Source organism: Zoogloea sp. (assembly GCF_028693495.1).
Taxonomy (GTDB): Bacteria; Pseudomonadota; Gammaproteobacteria; order Burkholderiales; family Rhodocyclaceae; genus Zoogloea.
In genome coordinates this window covers 1-17,109 of sequence record NZ_JAQUVG010000077.1, presented here as the reverse complement: position 1 = coordinate 17,109, position 17,109 = coordinate 1, and the positions used below count along the sequence as shown (strand labels likewise).

17 protein-coding genes, 4 tRNA genes and 2 pseudogenes are annotated in these 17,109 nt (G+C 61.6%); 8 read left to right on the top strand and 15 right to left on the bottom strand.

Annotation, left to right across the window (positions count from 1 at the left end):
- Nucleotides 1-215, top strand: a 215-nt coding sequence (locus PHD22_RS12580; RefSeq protein ID WP_299867271.1) for a hypothetical protein, incomplete at its 5' end; no start/stop codon positions are given.
- A 25-nt stretch (nucleotides 216-240) separates the two neighbouring features.
- Here the strand turns inward: PHD22_RS12580 and tyrS are convergent.
- Nucleotides 241-1,440: a tyrosine--tRNA ligase gene (gene tyrS / locus PHD22_RS12575; RefSeq protein WP_299867268.1), complete on the bottom strand. Its 1,200-nt coding sequence runs from the start codon at nucleotides 1,438-1,440 to the stop codon at nucleotides 241-243.
- A 106-nt stretch (nucleotides 1,441-1,546) separates the two neighbouring features.
- Between tyrS and PHD22_RS12570 the strand changes: the two genes are divergently transcribed.
- A complete protein-coding gene (locus PHD22_RS12570; protein ID WP_299867265.1) occupies nucleotides 1,547-2,836 on the top strand; it encodes a M23 family metallopeptidase in 1,290 nt (429 codons plus the stop codon).
- A 98-nt stretch (nucleotides 2,837-2,934) separates the two neighbouring features.
- On the opposite strand, the gene PHD22_RS12565 is transcribed toward PHD22_RS12570, so the two are convergent.
- From PHD22_RS12565 to PHD22_RS12555, 3 genes are all read right to left on the bottom strand, one after another.
- Nucleotides 2,935-3,010 (bottom strand) — tRNA-Gly (locus tag PHD22_RS12565).
- A gap of 11 nt (nucleotides 3,011-3,021) precedes the next feature.
- A tRNA-Cys gene (locus PHD22_RS12560) sits at nucleotides 3,022-3,095 on the bottom strand.
- 39 nt (nucleotides 3,096-3,134) lie between these two features.
- Nucleotides 3,135-3,210, bottom strand: a tRNA-Gly gene (locus tag PHD22_RS12555).
- Between the two features lie 238 nt (nucleotides 3,211-3,448).
- On the opposite strand from PHD22_RS12555, the gene PHD22_RS12550 reads away from it, so the two are divergent.
- The 4 genes from PHD22_RS12550 (at nucleotide 3,449) to PHD22_RS12535 (ending at nucleotide 8,192) form a co-directional block, all read left to right on the top strand.
- Nucleotides 3,449-4,141 carry a superoxide dismutase gene (locus tag PHD22_RS12550; protein WP_299867262.1) on the top strand — a complete coding sequence of 231 codons (693 nt, stop codon included), beginning with the start codon at nucleotides 3,449-3,451 and terminating at the stop codon, nucleotides 4,139-4,141.
- A gap of 165 nt (nucleotides 4,142-4,306) precedes the next feature.
- Complete coding sequence (locus tag PHD22_RS12545; protein WP_299867259.1) at nucleotides 4,307-5,230, top strand: DUF4394 domain-containing protein; 924 nt, start codon at nucleotides 4,307-4,309, stop codon at nucleotides 5,228-5,230.
- A 2-nt stretch (nucleotides 5,231-5,232) separates the two neighbouring features.
- Nucleotides 5,233-5,847, top strand: coding sequence for a methylamine utilization protein (locus PHD22_RS12540; RefSeq protein WP_299867256.1), 615 nt, complete (start codon nucleotides 5,233-5,235; stop codon nucleotides 5,845-5,847).
- The gene (locus PHD22_RS12535) at nucleotides 5,847-8,192 is read left to right on the top strand and encodes an EAL domain-containing protein (RefSeq protein WP_299867253.1); all 2,346 of its coding nucleotides are present in this window, start codon (nucleotides 5,847-5,849) and stop codon (nucleotides 8,190-8,192) included. Before PHD22_RS12540 ends, PHD22_RS12535 begins: the two co-directional genes overlap by 1 nt.
- A 92-nt stretch (nucleotides 8,193-8,284) precedes the next feature.
- Here PHD22_RS12535 and PHD22_RS12530 read toward each other — a convergent pair whose 3' ends face one another.
- Both PHD22_RS12530 and PHD22_RS12525 read right to left on the bottom strand, forming a co-directional pair.
- On the bottom strand, nucleotides 8,285-8,983 hold the full coding sequence (locus PHD22_RS12530; RefSeq protein ID WP_299867250.1) for a hypothetical protein: 699 nt from the start codon (nucleotides 8,981-8,983) through the stop codon (nucleotides 8,285-8,287).
- 30 nt (nucleotides 8,984-9,013) lie between these two features.
- Nucleotides 9,014-9,256 (bottom strand): hypothetical protein, encoded by a 243-nt coding sequence (locus PHD22_RS12525; RefSeq protein ID WP_299867277.1) that lies wholly within the window; start codon nucleotides 9,254-9,256, stop codon nucleotides 9,014-9,016.
- Here PHD22_RS12525 and PHD22_RS12520 point away from each other — a divergent pair.
- Nucleotides 9,200-9,794, top strand: a pseudogene (locus PHD22_RS12520) (transposase); the annotation flags it as partial. The gene PHD22_RS12525 and the pseudogene PHD22_RS12520 overlap by 57 nt on opposite strands.
- A gap of 25 nt (nucleotides 9,795-9,819) precedes the next feature.
- Here the strand turns inward: PHD22_RS12520 and PHD22_RS12515 are convergent.
- Nucleotides 9,820-9,960: pseudogene (locus tag PHD22_RS12515) on the bottom strand (transposase domain-containing protein); the annotation flags it as partial.
- Nucleotides 9,961-10,138: 178 nt separating this feature from the next.
- On the opposite strand from PHD22_RS12515, the gene PHD22_RS12510 reads away from it, so the two are divergent.
- A complete protein-coding gene (locus tag PHD22_RS12510) occupies nucleotides 10,139-10,687 on the top strand; it encodes a site-specific integrase (RefSeq protein ID WP_299867247.1) in 549 nt (182 codons plus the stop codon).
- A gap of 21 nt (nucleotides 10,688-10,708) precedes the next feature.
- On the opposite strand, the gene PHD22_RS12505 is transcribed toward PHD22_RS12510, so the two are convergent.
- The 8 genes from PHD22_RS12505 to era form a co-directional block, all read right to left on the bottom strand.
- Nucleotides 10,709-10,785 (bottom strand) — tRNA-Met (locus PHD22_RS12505).
- A gap of 74 nt (nucleotides 10,786-10,859) precedes the next feature.
- Entirely contained in the window at nucleotides 10,860-11,432 is a 573-nt protein-coding gene (gene pgsA / locus PHD22_RS12500) for a CDP-diacylglycerol--glycerol-3-phosphate 3-phosphatidyltransferase (RefSeq protein WP_299867244.1), read from the bottom strand.
- Between the two features lie 15 nt (nucleotides 11,433-11,447).
- Nucleotides 11,448-13,244 carry an excinuclease ABC subunit UvrC gene (gene uvrC / locus PHD22_RS12495; RefSeq protein WP_299867241.1) on the bottom strand — a complete coding sequence of 599 codons (1,797 nt, stop codon included), beginning with the start codon at nucleotides 13,242-13,244 and terminating at the stop codon, nucleotides 11,448-11,450.
- 15 nt (nucleotides 13,245-13,259) lie between these two features.
- Complete coding sequence (gene nagZ, locus PHD22_RS12490; protein ID WP_299867238.1) at nucleotides 13,260-14,297, bottom strand: beta-N-acetylhexosaminidase; 1,038 nt, start codon at nucleotides 14,295-14,297, stop codon at nucleotides 13,260-13,262.
- Entirely contained in the window at nucleotides 14,294-14,671 is a 378-nt protein-coding gene (gene acpS, locus PHD22_RS12485) for a holo-ACP synthase (protein WP_299867235.1), read from the bottom strand. The genes nagZ and acpS overlap by 4 nt, the downstream gene beginning before the upstream one ends.
- Nucleotides 14,668-15,429 (bottom strand): pyridoxine 5'-phosphate synthase, encoded by a 762-nt coding sequence (locus PHD22_RS12480; protein ID WP_299867233.1) that lies wholly within the window; start codon nucleotides 15,427-15,429, stop codon nucleotides 14,668-14,670. The genes acpS and PHD22_RS12480 overlap by 4 nt, the downstream gene beginning before the upstream one ends.
- Nucleotides 15,426-16,166 carry a DNA repair protein RecO gene (gene recO, locus PHD22_RS12475; protein WP_299867229.1) on the bottom strand — a complete coding sequence of 247 codons (741 nt, stop codon included), beginning with the start codon at nucleotides 16,164-16,166 and terminating at the stop codon, nucleotides 15,426-15,428. Before recO ends, PHD22_RS12480 begins: the two co-directional genes overlap by 4 nt.
- A gap of 21 nt (nucleotides 16,167-16,187) precedes the next feature.
- Complete coding sequence (gene era / locus PHD22_RS12470; RefSeq protein ID WP_299867274.1) at nucleotides 16,188-17,096, bottom strand: GTPase Era; 909 nt, start codon at nucleotides 17,094-17,096, stop codon at nucleotides 16,188-16,190.
- Nucleotides 17,097-17,109 lie beyond the last annotated feature (13 nt).

Below are 17,109 nucleotides of genomic sequence, written 5' to 3'. Positions count from 1 at the left end.
AAACAACCACAAAACCACCTGCGCAGTGCCAGCTCGAATCTCTTCAAACCAACACCCCCTCCACATCATCAAACCTTCTCAGACACTTCTTTTTTTCTGGGAACGTTTCCGCCTGCAGCGAAAGAGCTGCGCAGTATAAACACCCACAGAAAAACGTCAACACTTTTGAAGAAACTCTTTTAACAAAAAAATTAAAAACCTTCGAGCTCCACTGAATTCCCAGTGAAACCCGAAAGCCACCTACAGAAGCGTAATGCGCGCAAATTTCCGCTTACCCACCTGAAGAACCACAACCTCACCCTCTTTTAACATCAACCCCCTGTCGGAAACTTTCTCTCCGTTCAGGCGCACCCCACCCTGATCAATCATGCGCAAGGACTCGGACGTGCTCGCGGTGAGCCCCGCCTGCTTCATCACAGTGGCAACACCCAGACCACCCGCACCTGCCGGCAACACGAACTCCGGGATCTCATCGGGAATCGCATTCCGCTGAAAACGAGCCTCGAAATCTTCCAGGGCAGCAACGGCGGCAGCTGCTCCATGGAAACGGGCAACCAGTTCTTGGGCCAGCATAACCTTCACATCGCGTGGATTTTTCCCTTCGGCAATCGAAGCCCTCAACCCAGCAATCTCGGCAACCGGACGGAAAGAGAGGAGCTCATAGTAACGCCACATCAAGTCATCCGAGATCGACATGACTTTTCCAAAGATTTCGTTGGGGGGCTCATAGATGCCGATGTAGTTACCCAAAGATTTGGACATCTTGTTAACACCATCCAAACCTTCCAGCAGAGGCATCGTCAAGACACACTGAGGCCTCTGACCATAGTGCTTCTGCAACTCCCGCCCCATGAGCAGATTGAAGCGCTGATCCGTGCCACCGAGTTCCATATCCGCCTTCATGGCCACCGAATCGTACCCCTGGCACAGGGGGTACAGAAATTCATGAATGGCGATGGGCTGTTGACTACCATAACGCTTCGCAAAATCGTCCCGCTCCAGCATCCGGGCGACCGTATGCGTCGAGGCCAGGCGGATCATCCCTGCAGCCCCCAGACCTTCCATCCAGGAAGAGTTAAAGCAGACTTCCGTTTTTTCAGGATCCAGGATTTTGAACACCTGCTCCTGATACGTCCGAGCATTCTCAAGGACCTGTTCGCGGGTAAGCGGCGGGCGCGTGGCATTTTTGCCGGACGGATCACCAATCATCCCCGTGAAGTCGCCAATGAGGAACAGCACCTGATGCCCGAGCTCCTGAAAATGCCGGAGCTTATTGATCAGGACCGTATGCCCCAGATGGAGGTCAGGCGCGGTAGGATCAAACCCCGCCTTGACGCGCAACGGACGATCACTCTTGAGCCTCTCGACAAGCTCGGCCTCGATCAAGAGCTCGTCACAGCCCCGCTTGATAAGCGCCAGAGCCGCAGTAATATCAGTCATATTTATCCTTGCGCAAGTCTGTACAGGCGCTGTTTTTGTTAGACTCATGAGCTTGTTTTGCTCGAGAAGTCCGATGTTTGGAGAAAAGGCAATAATTCTAGCGCACTTGAAAAAGCTGCGCGAAAGCGACCTCAGGAAGCGCTGGCGCCTGATCGCAGCAGCAGCAATCTCAACCCTGGGAATGGCCGCCGCCATCGCCGTTGTTCCTGGACAAGGTCAAAACCTTCCTCCCAAGGAAACCATCCTCACCAGCCTGAGCAGCCCCAAGATCGCGGTTCTTGTGGATGATGAGCGCCCCTACATCCGCCAGGACAAAGTCCGCTCCGGCGAGAGCCTGGGAAGCGCCTTACGCCGGTTGGGCGTGCTGAGCACACTGGCGCATCAGGCCAACCGGACGGACATCCGGCAAGCCCTAGCAGGCAAACTTCAACCGGGAACAGTGCTGACAGTGGCCACCAGCGCAGAAGGGGGCCTCCACTCGGCCTCACTGACAGACAGCACGACCGATCGCCTGTTCATCCTTGAAGAACACGACGGAAAACTTGAACTGCGGAGCGAAAACCTCAACCTGGACACCCGAGTTCAGATGCAGGGCGGGATCGTCCAGTCTTCCCTCTTCGCAGCCATGGACAACGCCGGTCTCCCCGATGCCATCGCCGAGAAACTGGCGGAAATATTCGGAGACGACATTAACTTTCACTCGGACCTGATCAAAGGCGACCGCTTCAGCGTGATCTACGAAGTCGCTTACCACCAGGGACGCGCCATCCGGACGGGCAGAATCCTGGCAGCCGAATTCATCAACCGGGGACAAAAACACACCGCCTACCTGCACACCCACCCGGACGGCAGGGAGGAGTACTACAACCGGGAAGGCCGCAGTCACGCCCAGGGCTTCCTGCGCTCCCCGCTGGAGTTCTCCCGGGTCAGTTCAGGCTTCTCCCTGCGCCAGCACCCCGTATTTGGTAACTGGCGGGAACACAAGGGCGTGGATTACGCAGCCCCCCACGGAACAGCAGTCAAGGCCACCTCGGATGGTACCGTCGAGTTCATCGGACAACGCAACGGCTATGGCAATTTCGTCATCCTTCGCCACGGAGACAAGTACACCACCGCATACGGCCATCTGAGCGGCTACGCAGGCGGACTCAAGACAGGTGACCGGGTTCGGCAAGGCCAGGTCATTGCCTATGTGGGCAGCACGGGATGGAGCACCGGACCCCACCTCCACTACGAGTTCAGGATCGACGGAATTCATCAGAACCCATTGACGGTGGCGCTACCCAACAACAATCCACTGAGCGGGATACACCTCCAGCGCTTCCGCCTTGAGGTTGCCGCACTGGAACGACAACTTGCCCACCTGGAAAGCAGTCGCAACGCTTTTCTGGACTGACGCAAAAGCGCCGGCCGCACTTCACAGCGGACCGGCGCCTGAATTCTGATTGACGTAAAAAAGCGGAGAAAACGTCAAACGTTTTCTCCGCTTTGTACTGGAGCGGCAGAAGAGTCTCGAACTCTCGACCTCAACCTTGGCAAGGTTGCGCTCTACCAACTGAGCTACTGCCGCAAATCTTAAACTGGAGGCGCGAGCCGGAGTCGAACCGACCTACACGGATTTGCAATCCGGTGCATAACCGCTTTGCTATCGCGCCTTAAACACGTGACCAAACTTGAAGTATGGCCAGAAATTCTGGAGCGGCAGAAGAGTCTCGAACTCTCGACCTCAACCTTGGCAAGGTTGCGCTCTACCAACTGAGCTACTGCCGCGTGACAGGGCGCCATTATAGGCAATTCGAGCCACCTGTCAAACGTTTTTTTAAAGGAGGGAGCCAACACTGAGCAACTGCGGCCTTAACTGAGACTGCGGAAAACGCCCTGATGCTGGTGGCCATCCCGAACCCGCCCACCAGCTGCGGCAGGAGCCGGCCCATGAATTGATATTGCATCACGGTTCAACACGCCGTACTTTCACGACTCGTCATCCACAAGACTGGAGATCCAGACCATGCCTCCCTTCGCCCTTTGCACCCGTATTGGCCTCAGCGTACTCGGCGCCGCTCTGCCGGTCATCGCCAGCGCCCAGTTTGCCCTGCCGGCCCTGCCTTATGCGCCGGAAGCCCTGGAGCCTCACATCGACAAGGTAACCATGGAGATCCACCATGGCCGTCACCACAAGGCCTACGTAGACAATCTCAACACCCAGGCCAAGACCACCCCCGAACTGGCTAACCTCTCCCTGGAACAGCTCCAGAAACAGATCTCCCGCTATCCCGTGGCAGTCCGCAACAATGGCGGCGGCCATTACAATCACGACCTGTTCTGGACGCTGATGGCCCCGGCAGGCCAGGGAGGCGTACCCTCTGCAGCCCTCACCAAAGCGGTGGATGACACCTTCGGCTCCCTGGCCGAAATGAAGAAACGCTTCGATCAGGCCGCCCTGGGGCGCTTCGGCTCTGGCTGGGCCTGGCTGATCGTCACCCCGGAAGGCAAGCTGGCCATCACCTCCACCCCCAATCAGGACAATCCTCTGATGGACCTGCCCGAGATCCAACGGGGCACACCCATCCTGGGCCTGGATGTATGGGAGCACGCCTACTACCTCAAGTATCAGAACAAGCGCAGCGAATACGCCACCCAATGGTGGAACGTGGTGAACTGGAAGGAAGTCAGCCGCCGCTACGAAGCCACCCTGCGCTGAATCTGCGGCCCTGCCCGGCACTCCGGCACCGCCCTTCACTCTGACCGCCGGTACCGGATGCCAACTGCACCACGAACCTCTGTCATCGCCATCTACGTGGCAACGCGGATAAGGTAATCTTCCACCATCGATTCAGCCCACCCAGACCAATCCGGAAAGCCCCCCATGATGAATTGCATCCAGCACCCCAGCCGGAATCCGCTCCGCCGTGCATCCCTGCCCGGTCTTCATGCGCTCCTTCTGGGCACCCTGATTCTTGGGGGATGCACCCATCTGGCCCTCCCGAGCGAGCCCACCAAAGAGTTTGTCTGGGCAGTCACCGCCCGCCATCAACTGATCCGCTTCAATGCCGGACAGCCGGAAAAGCTGCTGGAACAGAAACCCCTGAGCGGACTGTCGCCGGACGAACACTTGGCCGGCATCGATTACCGGGTAGCCCGGGGGGTTCTCTACGGCCTGACGGACCGGGGGCGGCTTTATACCATTGACACCAGCACCGGCGTCCTTCGCTCCGTGGGCGACGGGTCGGCATCCCTTGATCTACGCGGACGTCAGGTGGGCTTCGACTTCAACCCCACCGTAGACCGTATCCGGGTCGTGGACGACAGCGGGCGTAATCTGCGCCTGCACCCGGAGACGGGCGCCCAGGTGGATGGCGATACCGGAACCCCGGGCGTCCAGCCCGACGGACGGCTGAGCTATGACGCTAACGACAGCACAGCCAGACAAGCTCCACGGCTGATCGGCGCTGGCTACACCTACAACCAGAAGGACGACAAGCTCACCACCAACTTCGCCATCGACGGCGCTCAGGGCACCCTGGTCACCCAGGGAAGCCGGGAAGGCATCGAACCGCTGATTTCCCCCAACAGCGGGCGCTTGTTTACGGTCGGCCCTCTCGGACTTGGCCCGCTGGAAACAGCATCCTTCGACATCTCGGACATCCGCAACCTGGCTCTCGCCGCCGTGACCACGCCAGCGGACAGCCAGACGCGCCTGTACCGACTCGATCTCCAGAGCGGCAAGGCGGCGCTTGTGGGCCGGATCGGAGACGGTGAAGCGCTGCGCGGGATCGCCATCGAACCTTGAGCATGACCCGCTCCGACCTCATCCAGTGCCTTTTGATGGGCGCACTGACCGTCACATCACCCACCCAGGCTGCCGACCTTGTGATTCAACTCCTGAACGAGCAGGGCAAGGGACTGAGCAACGGTGCGGTATTTCTGGAATCACCCGACGCAAGCAGGACCGTACGCCCTCTCAAGAGCGCAGAGATGGCACAGAAGGACAAAACCTTCGTACCCCAGGTACTGATCGTACCCCGTGGAACGCCCGTCAGTTTTCCCAACAGGGATACCGTACGCCACCACGTGTACTCTTTCTCATCAGCAAAACGCTTCGAGATCAAGCTGTATGTGGGCACGCCGACCACCCCCATCATCTTCGACCAGCCAGGGGTCGTTCCCTTGGGCTGCAACATCCATGATCAGATGCTCGCCTGGATCCTGGTCGTAGACACCCCTTACTACGCCGTCAGTGGTCTGGAAGGCAAAGCCGTCATCAAGGATGTCCCCCCCGGCAGTTACAAGCTGCGTAGCTGGCATGGCCGCCTTCCCCCTTCCCGCCCCCCCATGGAGCAGGCCATCACCGTGGGTAACGAAACCCTTGATCTGCGCATGCGCCTGACAGGGCTCGACCCCAGCTGATGCCCCGCAGCGCGCTCCTGCGCCGGCGCTCGCTGGCCATCCGCATCACCCTGGCCATGGTGGGCCTGCTGCTGCTCGTCCAGCTCGCCAGCCAGGAAGTCGTGCGTGCCACAGTGACCCACCAGGCCCGAAGCTGGACGACCTCCGAACTGCAGGTCGGCGAACGGGTCTGGCAGCGCCTGCTGGACCAGAACGCCCTCCGCCTCAAGGAAGCCACCGCAGTGCTCTCGAGCGACTTCGGCTTTCGTTCAGCGATTGCCAGTGGAGACAGGCCAACCATCGAGTCCGCCCTCGACAACAGCAAGGAACGCATTGGAGCCGGGGTTGCCATCCTGCTGGATCCTGCCTTCAGGGTCATCGGTAGCAATGCCGCCAGCGAATCCGTAGACAGGGAGGTCTACCGGAAACTCGGAGATGCGATCAGCCGCCTCAACCGGGGACAGATCGCCTTGATCAACGATCACGCCTACCAGTTCGTGATGACCCCCGTGAGAGCCCCAACCGTGATCGGCTGGGTGCTGATGGGCTTTCCGATCAGCCAGGAACTCGCCAACGATCTGCACCGCCTGTCGGGAGTCCATGTCACGGTGCAGACGAGCCGCTCAGACTTCCGCGTCTCCACCCTTCCTCCGGCCTGGCTGCGCGAACTCCAGAATGCTGCGCCGAATGCGACGGAAATCCCGGTAGCCGAAAACGACACCCTGCTGACCCGACGGGTCAGGCTGGAGGCCCAGGGAGGACAGATCGAGGTGGTCTTCCTCCATTCGATTGCCGATGCCACCGCTCCCTTCCGCCAACTGCGCTGGCTGCTTGGCCTGATCACTGTCGGTGGCGTCCTGCTCTTTGCACTGGGCAGCCTGATCGTCGCACGGCGCATCACCCGCCCCCTGAACGACCTGATGCAAGTCACGGAAGCCCTGGAGCAGGGCCAGTTCCAGGTGGTGGTGCCGGCCACCGGACGTCAGGACGAGCTGGGACAGCTCGCCCGCGGATTCGAGCAGATGCGGGACGGCCTCGCTCGCCAGCGCAGGGAAATCCTGCAGTTGGCCTACTGGGACCGACTCACTGGCCTGCCCAACCGGGAACAGTTCCGGAACACCCTGAAAGCCACCATCGAAGGCACGGACGACCGACCACACCCGGTCGTCGTCATCACCCTCAATGTGGACCGCTTCAAGCATGTGAATAACGCCTTGGGCTACGCCTTTGGCGATGCACTGCTGAAGGCGGTGGCGCAGCGCCTGCAGCAGCAGGTGTACCGCAAGGGCGACCTGGTGGCCCGTCTCGGAGGAGATGAATTCGCCATTCTGCTGACCCGGGCCGATGCCGGCGGAGGCCTGATCCTGACTGAGCGGATCAGCCAGTCCTTTGAAGCGCCCCTCGCGCTTGGAGAGCAGACCGTAGACCTCAGCGCCAGCATGGGCATTGCCTGCTGGCCTCAGGACGGTGACGATGCGGACACGGTGATGAGTCGCTCCCAGATGGCCATGCACGTCGCCAAAACCAGAACGGCCGGAGTGATGCCCTACTCCCCGGCCATCGACTCCAGCAGCAGCCAGAACCTTTCCCTGCTCAGCGATCTGCGCCATGCCTTGCAGGGAGACGAGCTACGCCTCTACCTGCAACCCAAGATCACTGCGGCCACCGGCCAAGTGGTTGCCGCAGAGGCCCTGCTCCGCTGGCAACACCCCCGGCGCGGCCTGGTACCCCCCATGGAGTTCGTCCCCTTTGCCGAGCAGACGGGCTTCATCCGCCAACTGACCCTCTGGATCTTTGAAGCCGCGGCTCGCCACTGGCAGATGCTGCAGAGTGGTGATCAAGCCCTGCGCATCGCCATCAACCTCTCAACCCGGGACCTCCTGGATCTGGAGTTCCCCGAGCGGCTGGTCGTCCTGATGGAGCGCCACGGCGTCGGACCATCCGGCTTTTGCCTTGAGGTCACCGAGAGCGCCACGATGGACGACCCGGCACGCGCCGAAGAAACCCTCAACCGGCTGGCACAGCTGGGCTTCAAACTGTCCATAGACGACTTTGGCACCGGATACTCCTCCCTGGCCTACCTCAAGCGGCTGCCCGTTCATGAGCTGAAGATCGACCGCTCCTTTGTCATGAGCATGACCCGGGTCGAGAGTGATGCCCAGATCGTCCGCTCCACCGTGGACCTGGCCCACAACCTGGGGCTGACCGTGGTTGCCGAAGGCGTCGAAGATGAAACCATCCTGCGCAAGCTTGCCGAACTGGGTTGCGATGAGGCCCAGGGTTACTACATCAGCAAGCCTTTGCCGATAAGCGAATTCCCATCCTGGCGGGAAAGCTGGAGCACCCGCCAAAACACCCGATCTTAAGCCGTCCCCCGCACCCTTTCAGTCAGAAACGGACACCCGCCGGACGGCAACAAGCAGCGCCGGATTTACCGGGTACATTCCCCCGTCATTGCTCATGATGTCTTTGCTTCATCAAAGTACTTTGTGACTTCCGCTCGAGCTGCTGGATGCATGCGAACGAGCCCCGCCTCTTCATAGAAGATGTCTCCGTACGAGTTCCCTGCGTCTGTCTTCAAGCTCGCATACGCACCTTCGAACTCATCTAAATTAGCTTTAGCTTTGAGTGCAGCTCGGGTGACCTCCTGCTCCTCGCTCTCGAGCTTCAGGAAGGCCACGATGATGCGATGGGGATTCTGTGAGTGCTTCTTAGACCAGCCTTTGATGCGTTTCAGCTTGCCCGCCGGCGTGGAGCTGCTATCAGCGACTTTGAGTGGCTCTGAAGTCTTCTGTGTGTGCTTTCTGATGCGTCGCTTGTGAGTCTCCGCGTCGTACGCGCGGTGGCAGGGAGAGCACAAGAAGATGAACGTCTCCTCGAGCGGCTGGTGCGCTTCCATGAGCGCCTGCTCGACGTGCTTCAGGTCGCAGTCAATGAGCCCATCATCCTGCTCATGCTTCGCAAGCACGTTCTCGATGAGCACCCTGCGCTCCTTGCCGTGCCGATGAGCAGACTCAAGCGCCGCAGTCTGTCCGCAGTGCTGGCATACACCACCTTGCTGCTTCCTCAGCTTCGCCGTGGCCGTCTGGACGACGTTACGCAGACGTGGTCCGACGAAGTGATGGAACTCTTGAACTGTGCCGACAAATCGAGCCACGTCACCCTCCTCCTGGTTATGTCGATTGTATCAAGCATCACACTTCCATGATGCACTTCCGGGGGCATAGGCATTGCCCTTGCTGTTTAGTCGCCCCTGAATAATCCTGCACCGCCTTTCCTCACGCGGGCTGACACCGATTTTGGCCTTGCCTGATCTCCCAGTTTCCAGTGCAATCACGCTCAGTTTCTGGAAGATTTTGAGAGCCGATTTCTGATGACTACCCCGGATTTTTTCCGCGCTCGGCTGGGCGCCATGATCGATCTTCGCCACCCGCTGGCGGTCCTGGCCACGCGGATGCCGTGGGCGCAGATGGAGGCGGCGCTTGCGCCCTGTTTGACTCGCAAGGATCGTCAGGGGCGCGCGATCGAGGGTGTTGATCTCTTCGGCCCGACAGCACACGTGGTGGGTAGCGGGCACAAGTGCAGCGGGACGGCCGCGCCTGCCGATCCGGTTGAGGGTGGGCTTGCTGTATCTCAAGCACGCTTTCGGCGAGAGCGACGAGACTGTGGTTCAACGCTGGGCCGAGAACCCTTACTGGCAGTTCTTTTGCGGGATCGAGTCCTTCGAGACCCGCCTGCCGTGCGACCCGAGTGGCCTGACGCGTTTCCGTCGTGTGCTCGGTGAAGCCGGGGTCGAGGAGTTGTTGGCCAAGACCATCGAAACTGCAGTCTCGATCAAGGCGATTGCCCCCAAGGATCTGGAGCGCGTCATCGTCGACTCCACGGTGCAGGAGAAGGCCATCGCCTATCCCACCGACAGCCGGCTGCTCGATGTGGCCCGCCGTAAATTGGTGTTGCTCGCCAAGCGGGCCGCTCTCCGATCCGACTCTGGGGTTGAGTCGGTAGGCGGGTGAGGACGTCCTTCAGATAGGCGAAGGGCTCGTGCCCGTTGAGGCGCGCCGACTGGATCAGGCTCATGATCGCCGCGGCCCGCTTGCCGGCGCGCAGCGAGCCGGCAAAGAGCCAGTTCTTGCGGTTATGTCGAGTTCAGCATAACCGCAATTATGTCCAGTCCGCGATTATGCGGAGTCTCCAGCGGCATGGCCTGAAACGCGAGTGGCCAACACCTCTGCAGGCTCCGGTGGCGGATCTCGCCTGCGCATAATCATTGGTGGTTTCCTGTGGCTCCCATGCCTCACTCCAGGAGATCACCATGCCCACCGACCTCTGCTTGGCACACCTTGTCCGCCGTGACTGGCTGACGGACGGCCCGCTGAACGAACTCGTCGTTTTGTACATCCAGGCGCTACAGAACCGGCGCTATGCCAGAAACACCCTCAGCGCTTATTTGCGTTGCCTCGCGCATTTCAGCTACTGGATGCGGGGTGAAGGACTGAGTGTCGCGGAGATCGATCGAGCTCTCATCGAGCGCTGCGACGATCATCTGCGCCACACTAGTGGTCTGGCGCCGCTGACCTGCACCTATCGGTGCCGGCACGTCGCGGCATTCCTGGCCCATTGTTTCCGGGAATGCGCCCCTCGATCATGCTTGCTTGCACACTCACCCTGCTCGGCAGCGCCTTCTATCCGATTTTTGTCCATCGGCTCGCAGATTACGATCCACGCTTCCTCCCCACGCTCGGTCACCCTCACGCAGTTGCGCTTCACTTCGTTCGCTGTGATCAACGCACAAAGGGACTTGCACCCTCAGGACTGCGCCCATGCTGGGCGCACAAACAAAAAGGCCCAATCACCTGAATGATTGGGCCTTGATGCTTGAAACTGGTTGCGGGGGCAGGATTTGAACCTGCGACCTTCGGGTTATGAGCCCGACGAGCTGCCAGACTGCTCCACCCCGCGTCTGAGGAAAGTAATATTAGACTATCGACCGTTAATGGTCAAGTAAAATTTACTGGTTCATCACATTTCTGCAATCAGCGGCTGCGCTTGCTGAGTTCTGGCCACGCACAGCGCATGTAGTACCCCATCGACCAGAGGGTCAGCACTGCCGCCACATAAATCAGGAGGGTACCCAGCCCCATGCTGTCGAAACCCAGGAGAGGGGCCTGATAGAGCAGTAACGGGATTGCAGACATCTGGGCCGCAGTTTTGAGCTTGCCGACGAAGGCAACCGCCACGCTCCCGGCGGCACCCACCTTGGCCATCCATTCGCGCAGCGCAGAAATGGTGATCTCGCGACCGATGATGACCAGGGCAATCAGTGAGTCGACCCGCCCCAGGTGCACAAGCACGATCAAGGCGGCCGCCACCATCAGCTTGTCGGCCACCGGGTCGAGGAAAGCGCCGAAAGCCGAGGTCTGCCCCAGGCTACGGGCGAGGTAACCATCGAACCAGTCCGTCACCGCGGCGGCGATGAAGGTACAGGTCGCAATGAGATTCCGGTCCTCCGCGGCGATGACATTCTCGGGGACATAATAGATGCCGACGAAAAACGGGATCAGGGCAATCCGTGCCCAGGTCAGGGAGTTGGGAATATTGAAGAGCATGTCGGCGGTCACTGGCTAGCGCAGTGCATTGTATATCTGTTCGGCGAGCAGCCGGTTGATGCCTTCCACCCGGCAGAGATCTTCGACCGTGGCAGTGCGCACCCCGTCCATGCCTCCGAACGCTGCCAGCAGCCGCTTGCGCCGGGTCGGCCCGACTCCGGCGATGTCCTCCAGCCGGGAAGTGTTGCGGGTCTTGGCCCGCCGGGCCCGATGGCCCGTGATGGCGAAACGGTGGGCCTCGTCCCGGATTTCCTGAATCAGGTGCAGGGCGGGCGCATCCGGACGCATGTGCACGGGATCCCGCCCATCGGGGAAGACCAGCTCTTCCAGGCCGGGCTTGCGGCTCTCGCCCTTGGCGACGCCAAACATCGTGATGCTTTCGAGGCCCAGTTCGGCCAGCACCTCCCGCGCCACGCCCATCTGCCCTTTACCGCCGTCGATCAGGATCACGTCGGGACGCACACCCTCTCCAGAGGCCACCTTCTCATAACGACGGGTCAGGGCCTGACGCATGGCAGCATAGTCATCGCCGGGGGTGATGCCGCTGATGTTGTAGCGGCGATACTCGGAGTGTTTCATGGCCTTGCCGTCCCACACCACGCAGGAGGCAACGGTGGACTCGCCCATGGTGTGAGAAATGTCAAAGCATTCGATGCGGCCGGGGATGTCGTCCAGGCCCAGGGCATCCCGCAGCGCCTCAAGACGCAGTTCCCCCCGGGTGGAGGCCTGCTCGCGTGCCAGCAGGGCCAGGCCGGCGTTGTTCTCGGCCATGCCCATCCAGGCCCGCTCGGCCTCGAAGCGGGGAGCAAGGACCATGGCCTTGCCCTCGATGACTTCCTCCAGGGCTTCCCGTACAGCGCCCGGATCCAGGTTGACCAGGACCTTGCCCGGCGGTGACTGATCCAGATAATGCTGCTCGACGAAAGCCACCAGGGCATCCAGCGGCCCGCAGCCCTGGGCGTTGCTGGGAAAAAGGGGACGGTCCCCCAGGTGCCGGCCACCACGGATCATCGCCAGGTTGACGCACACCACGCCCCCCCGCTCCACCGCGGCGATTACGTCCACATCCTCGTCCCGGGCGCTTTCGACAAACTGTTTGTGAAGCACCGCCTGAAGGTTGCGGATCTGGTCCCGGTAAACGGCGGCCTTCTCGAAGGCCAGTGCATCAGAGGCTTCCTGCATGCGCCGGGACAGATCGTCCACCACATCCCCATGCCGACCATGGAGGAACAGGCTCGCCAGCTTCACGTCCGCGGCGTACGCCTCCCGGTCGATCAGGCCGACACAGGGTGCCGTGCACCGCCCGATCTGATTGAGCAGGCAAGGCCGGGAGCGATTGGCGAAGGTGGTGTCCTCGCAGGTGCGCAGGCGGAAGATCTTCTGCATCAGATGCAGGGTTTCCCGCACCGCCCAGCCATTGGGAAATGGCCCAAAGTAACGCACACCTTTGCGGAAGCCACCCCGGTGATAGTAGATCTGCGGAAAATCTCCGCCAGACAGGGCGATGTAGGGATAGGACTTGTCGTCCCGGAACAGGATGTTGTACTTGGGGCCGAGACTCTTGATCAGGTTGTTCTCAAGAATCAGGGCCTCGGCCTCGGAGCGGGTCGCCGTGGTGTCCACCCGTTCAACCTGCCCCACCATGATCGCGATGCGCGGACTGAGCTGGGTTCGCTGAAAATAGGAGGATACCCGGCGCTTGAGGTTCTTGGCCTTGCCCACGTAGAGCACCACCTCACCGGCTCCGATCATCCGATAGACACCCGGCTCCTCCGTCAGGGTCCGCAGGAAGGCTTTCGCATCAAAGGGCACGCCAGTCACTCCGTATCAGGCCAGACTCATCAGGCTGTCCCGGGCAGCCAGGTAAGGTGCCCAGCCCGCCAGGGTATCCCGATCGGCGGGCGCCGTACCCGCGCGGGGACGCAGGGCATCGATGCGCGCCTGGCTGCCCTCCGCCAGCTCGGGTGCCCAGTGATCCAGAAGCTCGACGGCCAGCTCCGGCCGGTTGCACACCAGCACCATGTCGCATCCGGCCTGATGGGCCGCTTCGGCCCTGGCGACGATGCCACCCGCTACCGAGGCGCCCTCCATGGTCAGGTCATCGCTGAAGATCACCCCCTGGAATCCGAGTCGACCGCGCAAGACCTCCTGCAGCCAGAAGGGGGAAAACCCGGCAGGCCGGGCATCGATCTTTTCGAAGATCACGTGGGCGGGCATCACACCTCCCAGGACGCTGGCGAGCAGCAGGAAGGGCTGGATATCCTCCTGCCACACTGCAGCGAACCCTCGCCCATCCACGGGAATGGCCACATGGGAATCGGCCTCCACCGCCCCATGCCCGGGGAAATGCTTGCCCACGGCCCGCAGCCCGGCGTCGGCGAGGCCGATGGTCAATTGCCGTGCCAGCTCAGCCGCAACCTTGGGATCCCGATGAAAGGCCCGATCGCCAATGACCGTACTGACGCCATAGTCCAGGTCCAGCACCGGGGTGTAGCTGAGATCCACGCCATGGGCGCGCAGCTCCGCCGCCAGCACGAAACCCGCCTGACGCGCCAGGAGCCCGGCCCGCTGCGGGTCCCCGTCCCAGGCTTCGCCCAGGCGGCGCATGGGAGGGAGACGGGTGAACCCGTCCCGGAAACGTTGAACCCGCCCTCCTTCGTGATCCACCGAAATCACCAGCATCGGCCGGACTTCCCGGATCGCTGCCGTGAGGGCACGCAGCTGCCCGGGCTCCGCATAGTTGCGGGCAAACAGGATCACTCCGCCGACCAAGGGGTGCTGGAGGACTTCCCGCTCCTCGGCAGTGAGTTCATGACCGACCACATCGAGCATGACGGGGCCGGGAAGGGCATGGGACGGTTTCATGGCTTTTCAATCACGGCAAAGGCCACCACGTGGTCGGTCTCGTCGGAGAGGCTCAGGTGGGCCACCAGCCCCCGCTCGGCAAGATGGACTGCGAGGGACCGGGAATATTCAAAAAGGGGCTTGCCCAGCTGATCGTGCGCTACCCGTACGGCATGCAGGGTGGCGGGGACTGCAACGCCGGTGCCCAGGGCCTTGCCGAAGGCTTCCTTGGCGGCAAAGCGCTTGGCCAGGTAACGGGCCGGGGCCAGCGCGGCCGTGAAGCCCGCCCGCTCGGATTCGGCAAGGATGCGCCAGGCAAAGCGCTCCCCGTGGCGGGCCAGCGCCTCTTCCATGCGGGCAACCCGCAGGATGTCGGTACCGACCCCGTGGATCACGAACGCTCGCCGCGGGCGGCGCCCTCCCGCATCAGGCCTTTCATCTCGCGGACCGCCTCGCGCAGGCCACAGAAGACCGAGCGGCTGACAATGGAGTGACCGATGTGGAGTTCGCGGATACCGGGCAGGCGGGCGATGGGCTGCACGTTGTAATAGTTGAGGGCATGTCCGGCATTGAAACGCATGTCGAGCTGGCGGACCGCTGCGCCGGCTGCACGGACCCGGGCGATCTCGGCGAGCACCGCCGGACTCTCCGCATCCCGCCCTGCCGCATGAAATGCATGGGCATAAGGACCGGTATGGATCTCGCACACCCTGGCACCGATGCGGGCGGCGGCCTCCACCTGGTCCAGCTCGGCATCGATGAAGACACTGACCATGATCCCCCGGTCCGCCAGGCGGGCCACCACTTCCTTCAGGCGCGCCTCCTGGGAAAGGATGTCCAGCCCCCCTTCAGTGGTCACCTCATGGCGGCCTTCGGGGACAAACATGGCCATTTCTGGACGGATGTCGCAGGCAATGGCCACCATCTCGTCGGTGGCCGCCATTTCGAGGTTCAGCTTGATCTGGGTGAGCTCACGGAGCTTGCGCACGTCCCCATCCTGGATGTGACGGCGATCTTCCCGCAAATGGACGGTGATGCCATCGGCACCGCCAAGATGGGCTTCCACCGCCGCCCAGCAAGGATCAGGCTCCCAGGTACGGCGCGCCTGGCGCAGGGTGGCCACGTGGTCAATATTGACGCCGAGTTCGATCAAGAGAGGTCTCCGGGGTAGGCAAACAGTTCGGTAAAGACGCGGCGGGACTGGAGCACCTGTCCGCCCAGGTAATGCTGAATCAGGCGGCGCATCAGGGCTTTGCTGCCAGCCAGGGATTCCGGGTTGCGAAAGTCGCCCCTGGCCATGTCGAGCAGGGTCCGGCCGGTGACGGTACCTGGATCGTCCAGCCCGTACAGTTCCACAGGCACCGCACCGCGCTCGATTATATAGGCGTAGCGCCCCTCCGGCTGGAGCGGCCGGCCGTCGCAATCCTGCTCCAGCTCGAGTCCATAGCCGAGCTCCTGAAGCAGTGCGAGCTCGAAGCGACGGAGGATCACTTCCTGGGGATCACAGGTCAGCGCCAGGGCCCGCAAGGCCTCTCCATACGCCTCATGGAGCGCCGGATGGGCATCCTCCCGGGGCATGAGCCGCAGGATCAATTCGTTCAGGTAGTAAGCGCACAGCAGGGCCTGCCCCCCCAGGAGCGGCTGGCCGCCCTGCCATTCGGCCCGGACCAGGGTCTTCATCTCGCCGCCTCCACTCCAGTCGATGAGGAGCGGCTGGAAAGCCATGAGGACGCCCCTGAGCTGGGACATGGGCCGGCGTGCCCCCTTGGCCACCAGACCAACCCGGCCATGATCGCGGCTGAACACCTCGATGATCAGGCTGGTCTCCCGATAGGGATAGCTGTGCAGCACAAAGCCGGGCTGCTGGTCGATGCGCTGCCGGGCGCTCACGGAAGGACTGCCTCCCGGCGCTTACTCGTAGCCGAGGCTCTTCAGAGCCCGCTCGTCGTCGGCCCAGCCGCTCTTGACCTTGACCCACAGTTCGAGGAAGACCTTGGACTCGAACAGCCTTTCCATTTCGACCCGGGCTTCGGTGCCGATCCGCTTGAGCCGCTCGCCTCCCTTCCCGATCACCATGGCCTTGTGGGCCGTTTTATCCACAATGATCGCTGCATGGATCCGGCGCAGGCCGGCTTCGGCTTCGAATTTCTCGATCTCGACGGTCATGCCATAGGGCAGTTCCTCGCCCAGCTGGCGGAACAGCTTTTCACGGATGAACTCGGACGCCAGGAAGCGTTCACTGCGGTCAGTGATGTCGTCCTCATCGAAGATGGCTTCACTCTCAGGCAGGTAAGGCTCGGCAGCCTTGATGAGCTGGTCGGTGTTGCGCCCTTTCTCGGCACTCACCGGAACGATTTCGGCAAAGGGATAGGCTGCGCTCATTTTCTGGAGGAAAGGCAGCATCCGTGCCTTGTCCTCCAGCAGATCCACCTTGTTCACCACGAGGATCACTTTGGCCCCCTCCGGCAGCAGCTTGACCACCTGCTCATCCTCCGGACCGTAACGACCGTTCTCGATCACGAACAGGACCAGATCCACATCGGACAGGACCTGGGTTACCGTACGGTTCATGGCCCGGTTGAGGGCGTTCTTGTGACGGGTCTGGAAGCCCGGCGTATCGACGAAGATGAACTGGGCCCGGCCCTCGGTCAGCACGCCGGTGACCCGATGGCGGGTGGTCTGAGCCTTGCGGGAGACGATGCTGATCTTCTGTCCGATCAGGCGGTTAAGGAGGGTGGACTTGCCCACGTTGGGACGGCCGACGATGGCGACAAAGCCCGTACGGAAGGGCGTGTCGGCGCTATTGCTGATTTCGCTCATTGCTTGGGAAGGA

Excerpts from the sequence above, each read along its gene's own strand:
- PHD22_RS12510 (WP_299867247.1), top strand. The coding sequence starts at position 10,139 with ATGCCCACCGACCTCTGCTTGGCACACCTTGTCCGCCGTGACTGGCTG.
- era (WP_299867274.1), bottom strand. The coding sequence starts at position 17,096 with ATGAGCGAAATCAGCAATAGCGCCGACACGCCCTTCCGTACGGGCTTT.
- PHD22_RS12545 (WP_299867259.1), top strand. The coding sequence starts at position 4,307 with ATGATGAATTGCATCCAGCACCCCAGCCGGAATCCGCTCCGCCGTGCA.
- PHD22_RS12550 (WP_299867262.1), top strand. The coding sequence starts at position 3,449 with ATGCCTCCCTTCGCCCTTTGCACCCGTATTGGCCTCAGCGTACTCGGC.
- PHD22_RS12540 (WP_299867256.1), top strand. The coding sequence starts at position 5,233 with ATGACCCGCTCCGACCTCATCCAGTGCCTTTTGATGGGCGCACTGACC.
- PHD22_RS12535 (WP_299867253.1), top strand. The coding sequence starts at position 5,847 with ATGCCCCGCAGCGCGCTCCTGCGCCGGCGCTCGCTGGCCATCCGCATC.
- nagZ (WP_299867238.1), bottom strand. The coding sequence starts at position 14,297 with ATGAAACCGTCCCATGCCCTTCCCGGCCCCGTCATGCTCGATGTGGTC.
- tyrS (WP_299867268.1), bottom strand. The coding sequence starts at position 1,440 with ATGACTGATATTACTGCGGCTCTGGCGCTTATCAAGCGGGGCTGTGAC.
- pgsA (WP_299867244.1), bottom strand. The coding sequence starts at position 11,432 with ATGCTCTTCAATATTCCCAACTCCCTGACCTGGGCACGGATTGCCCTG.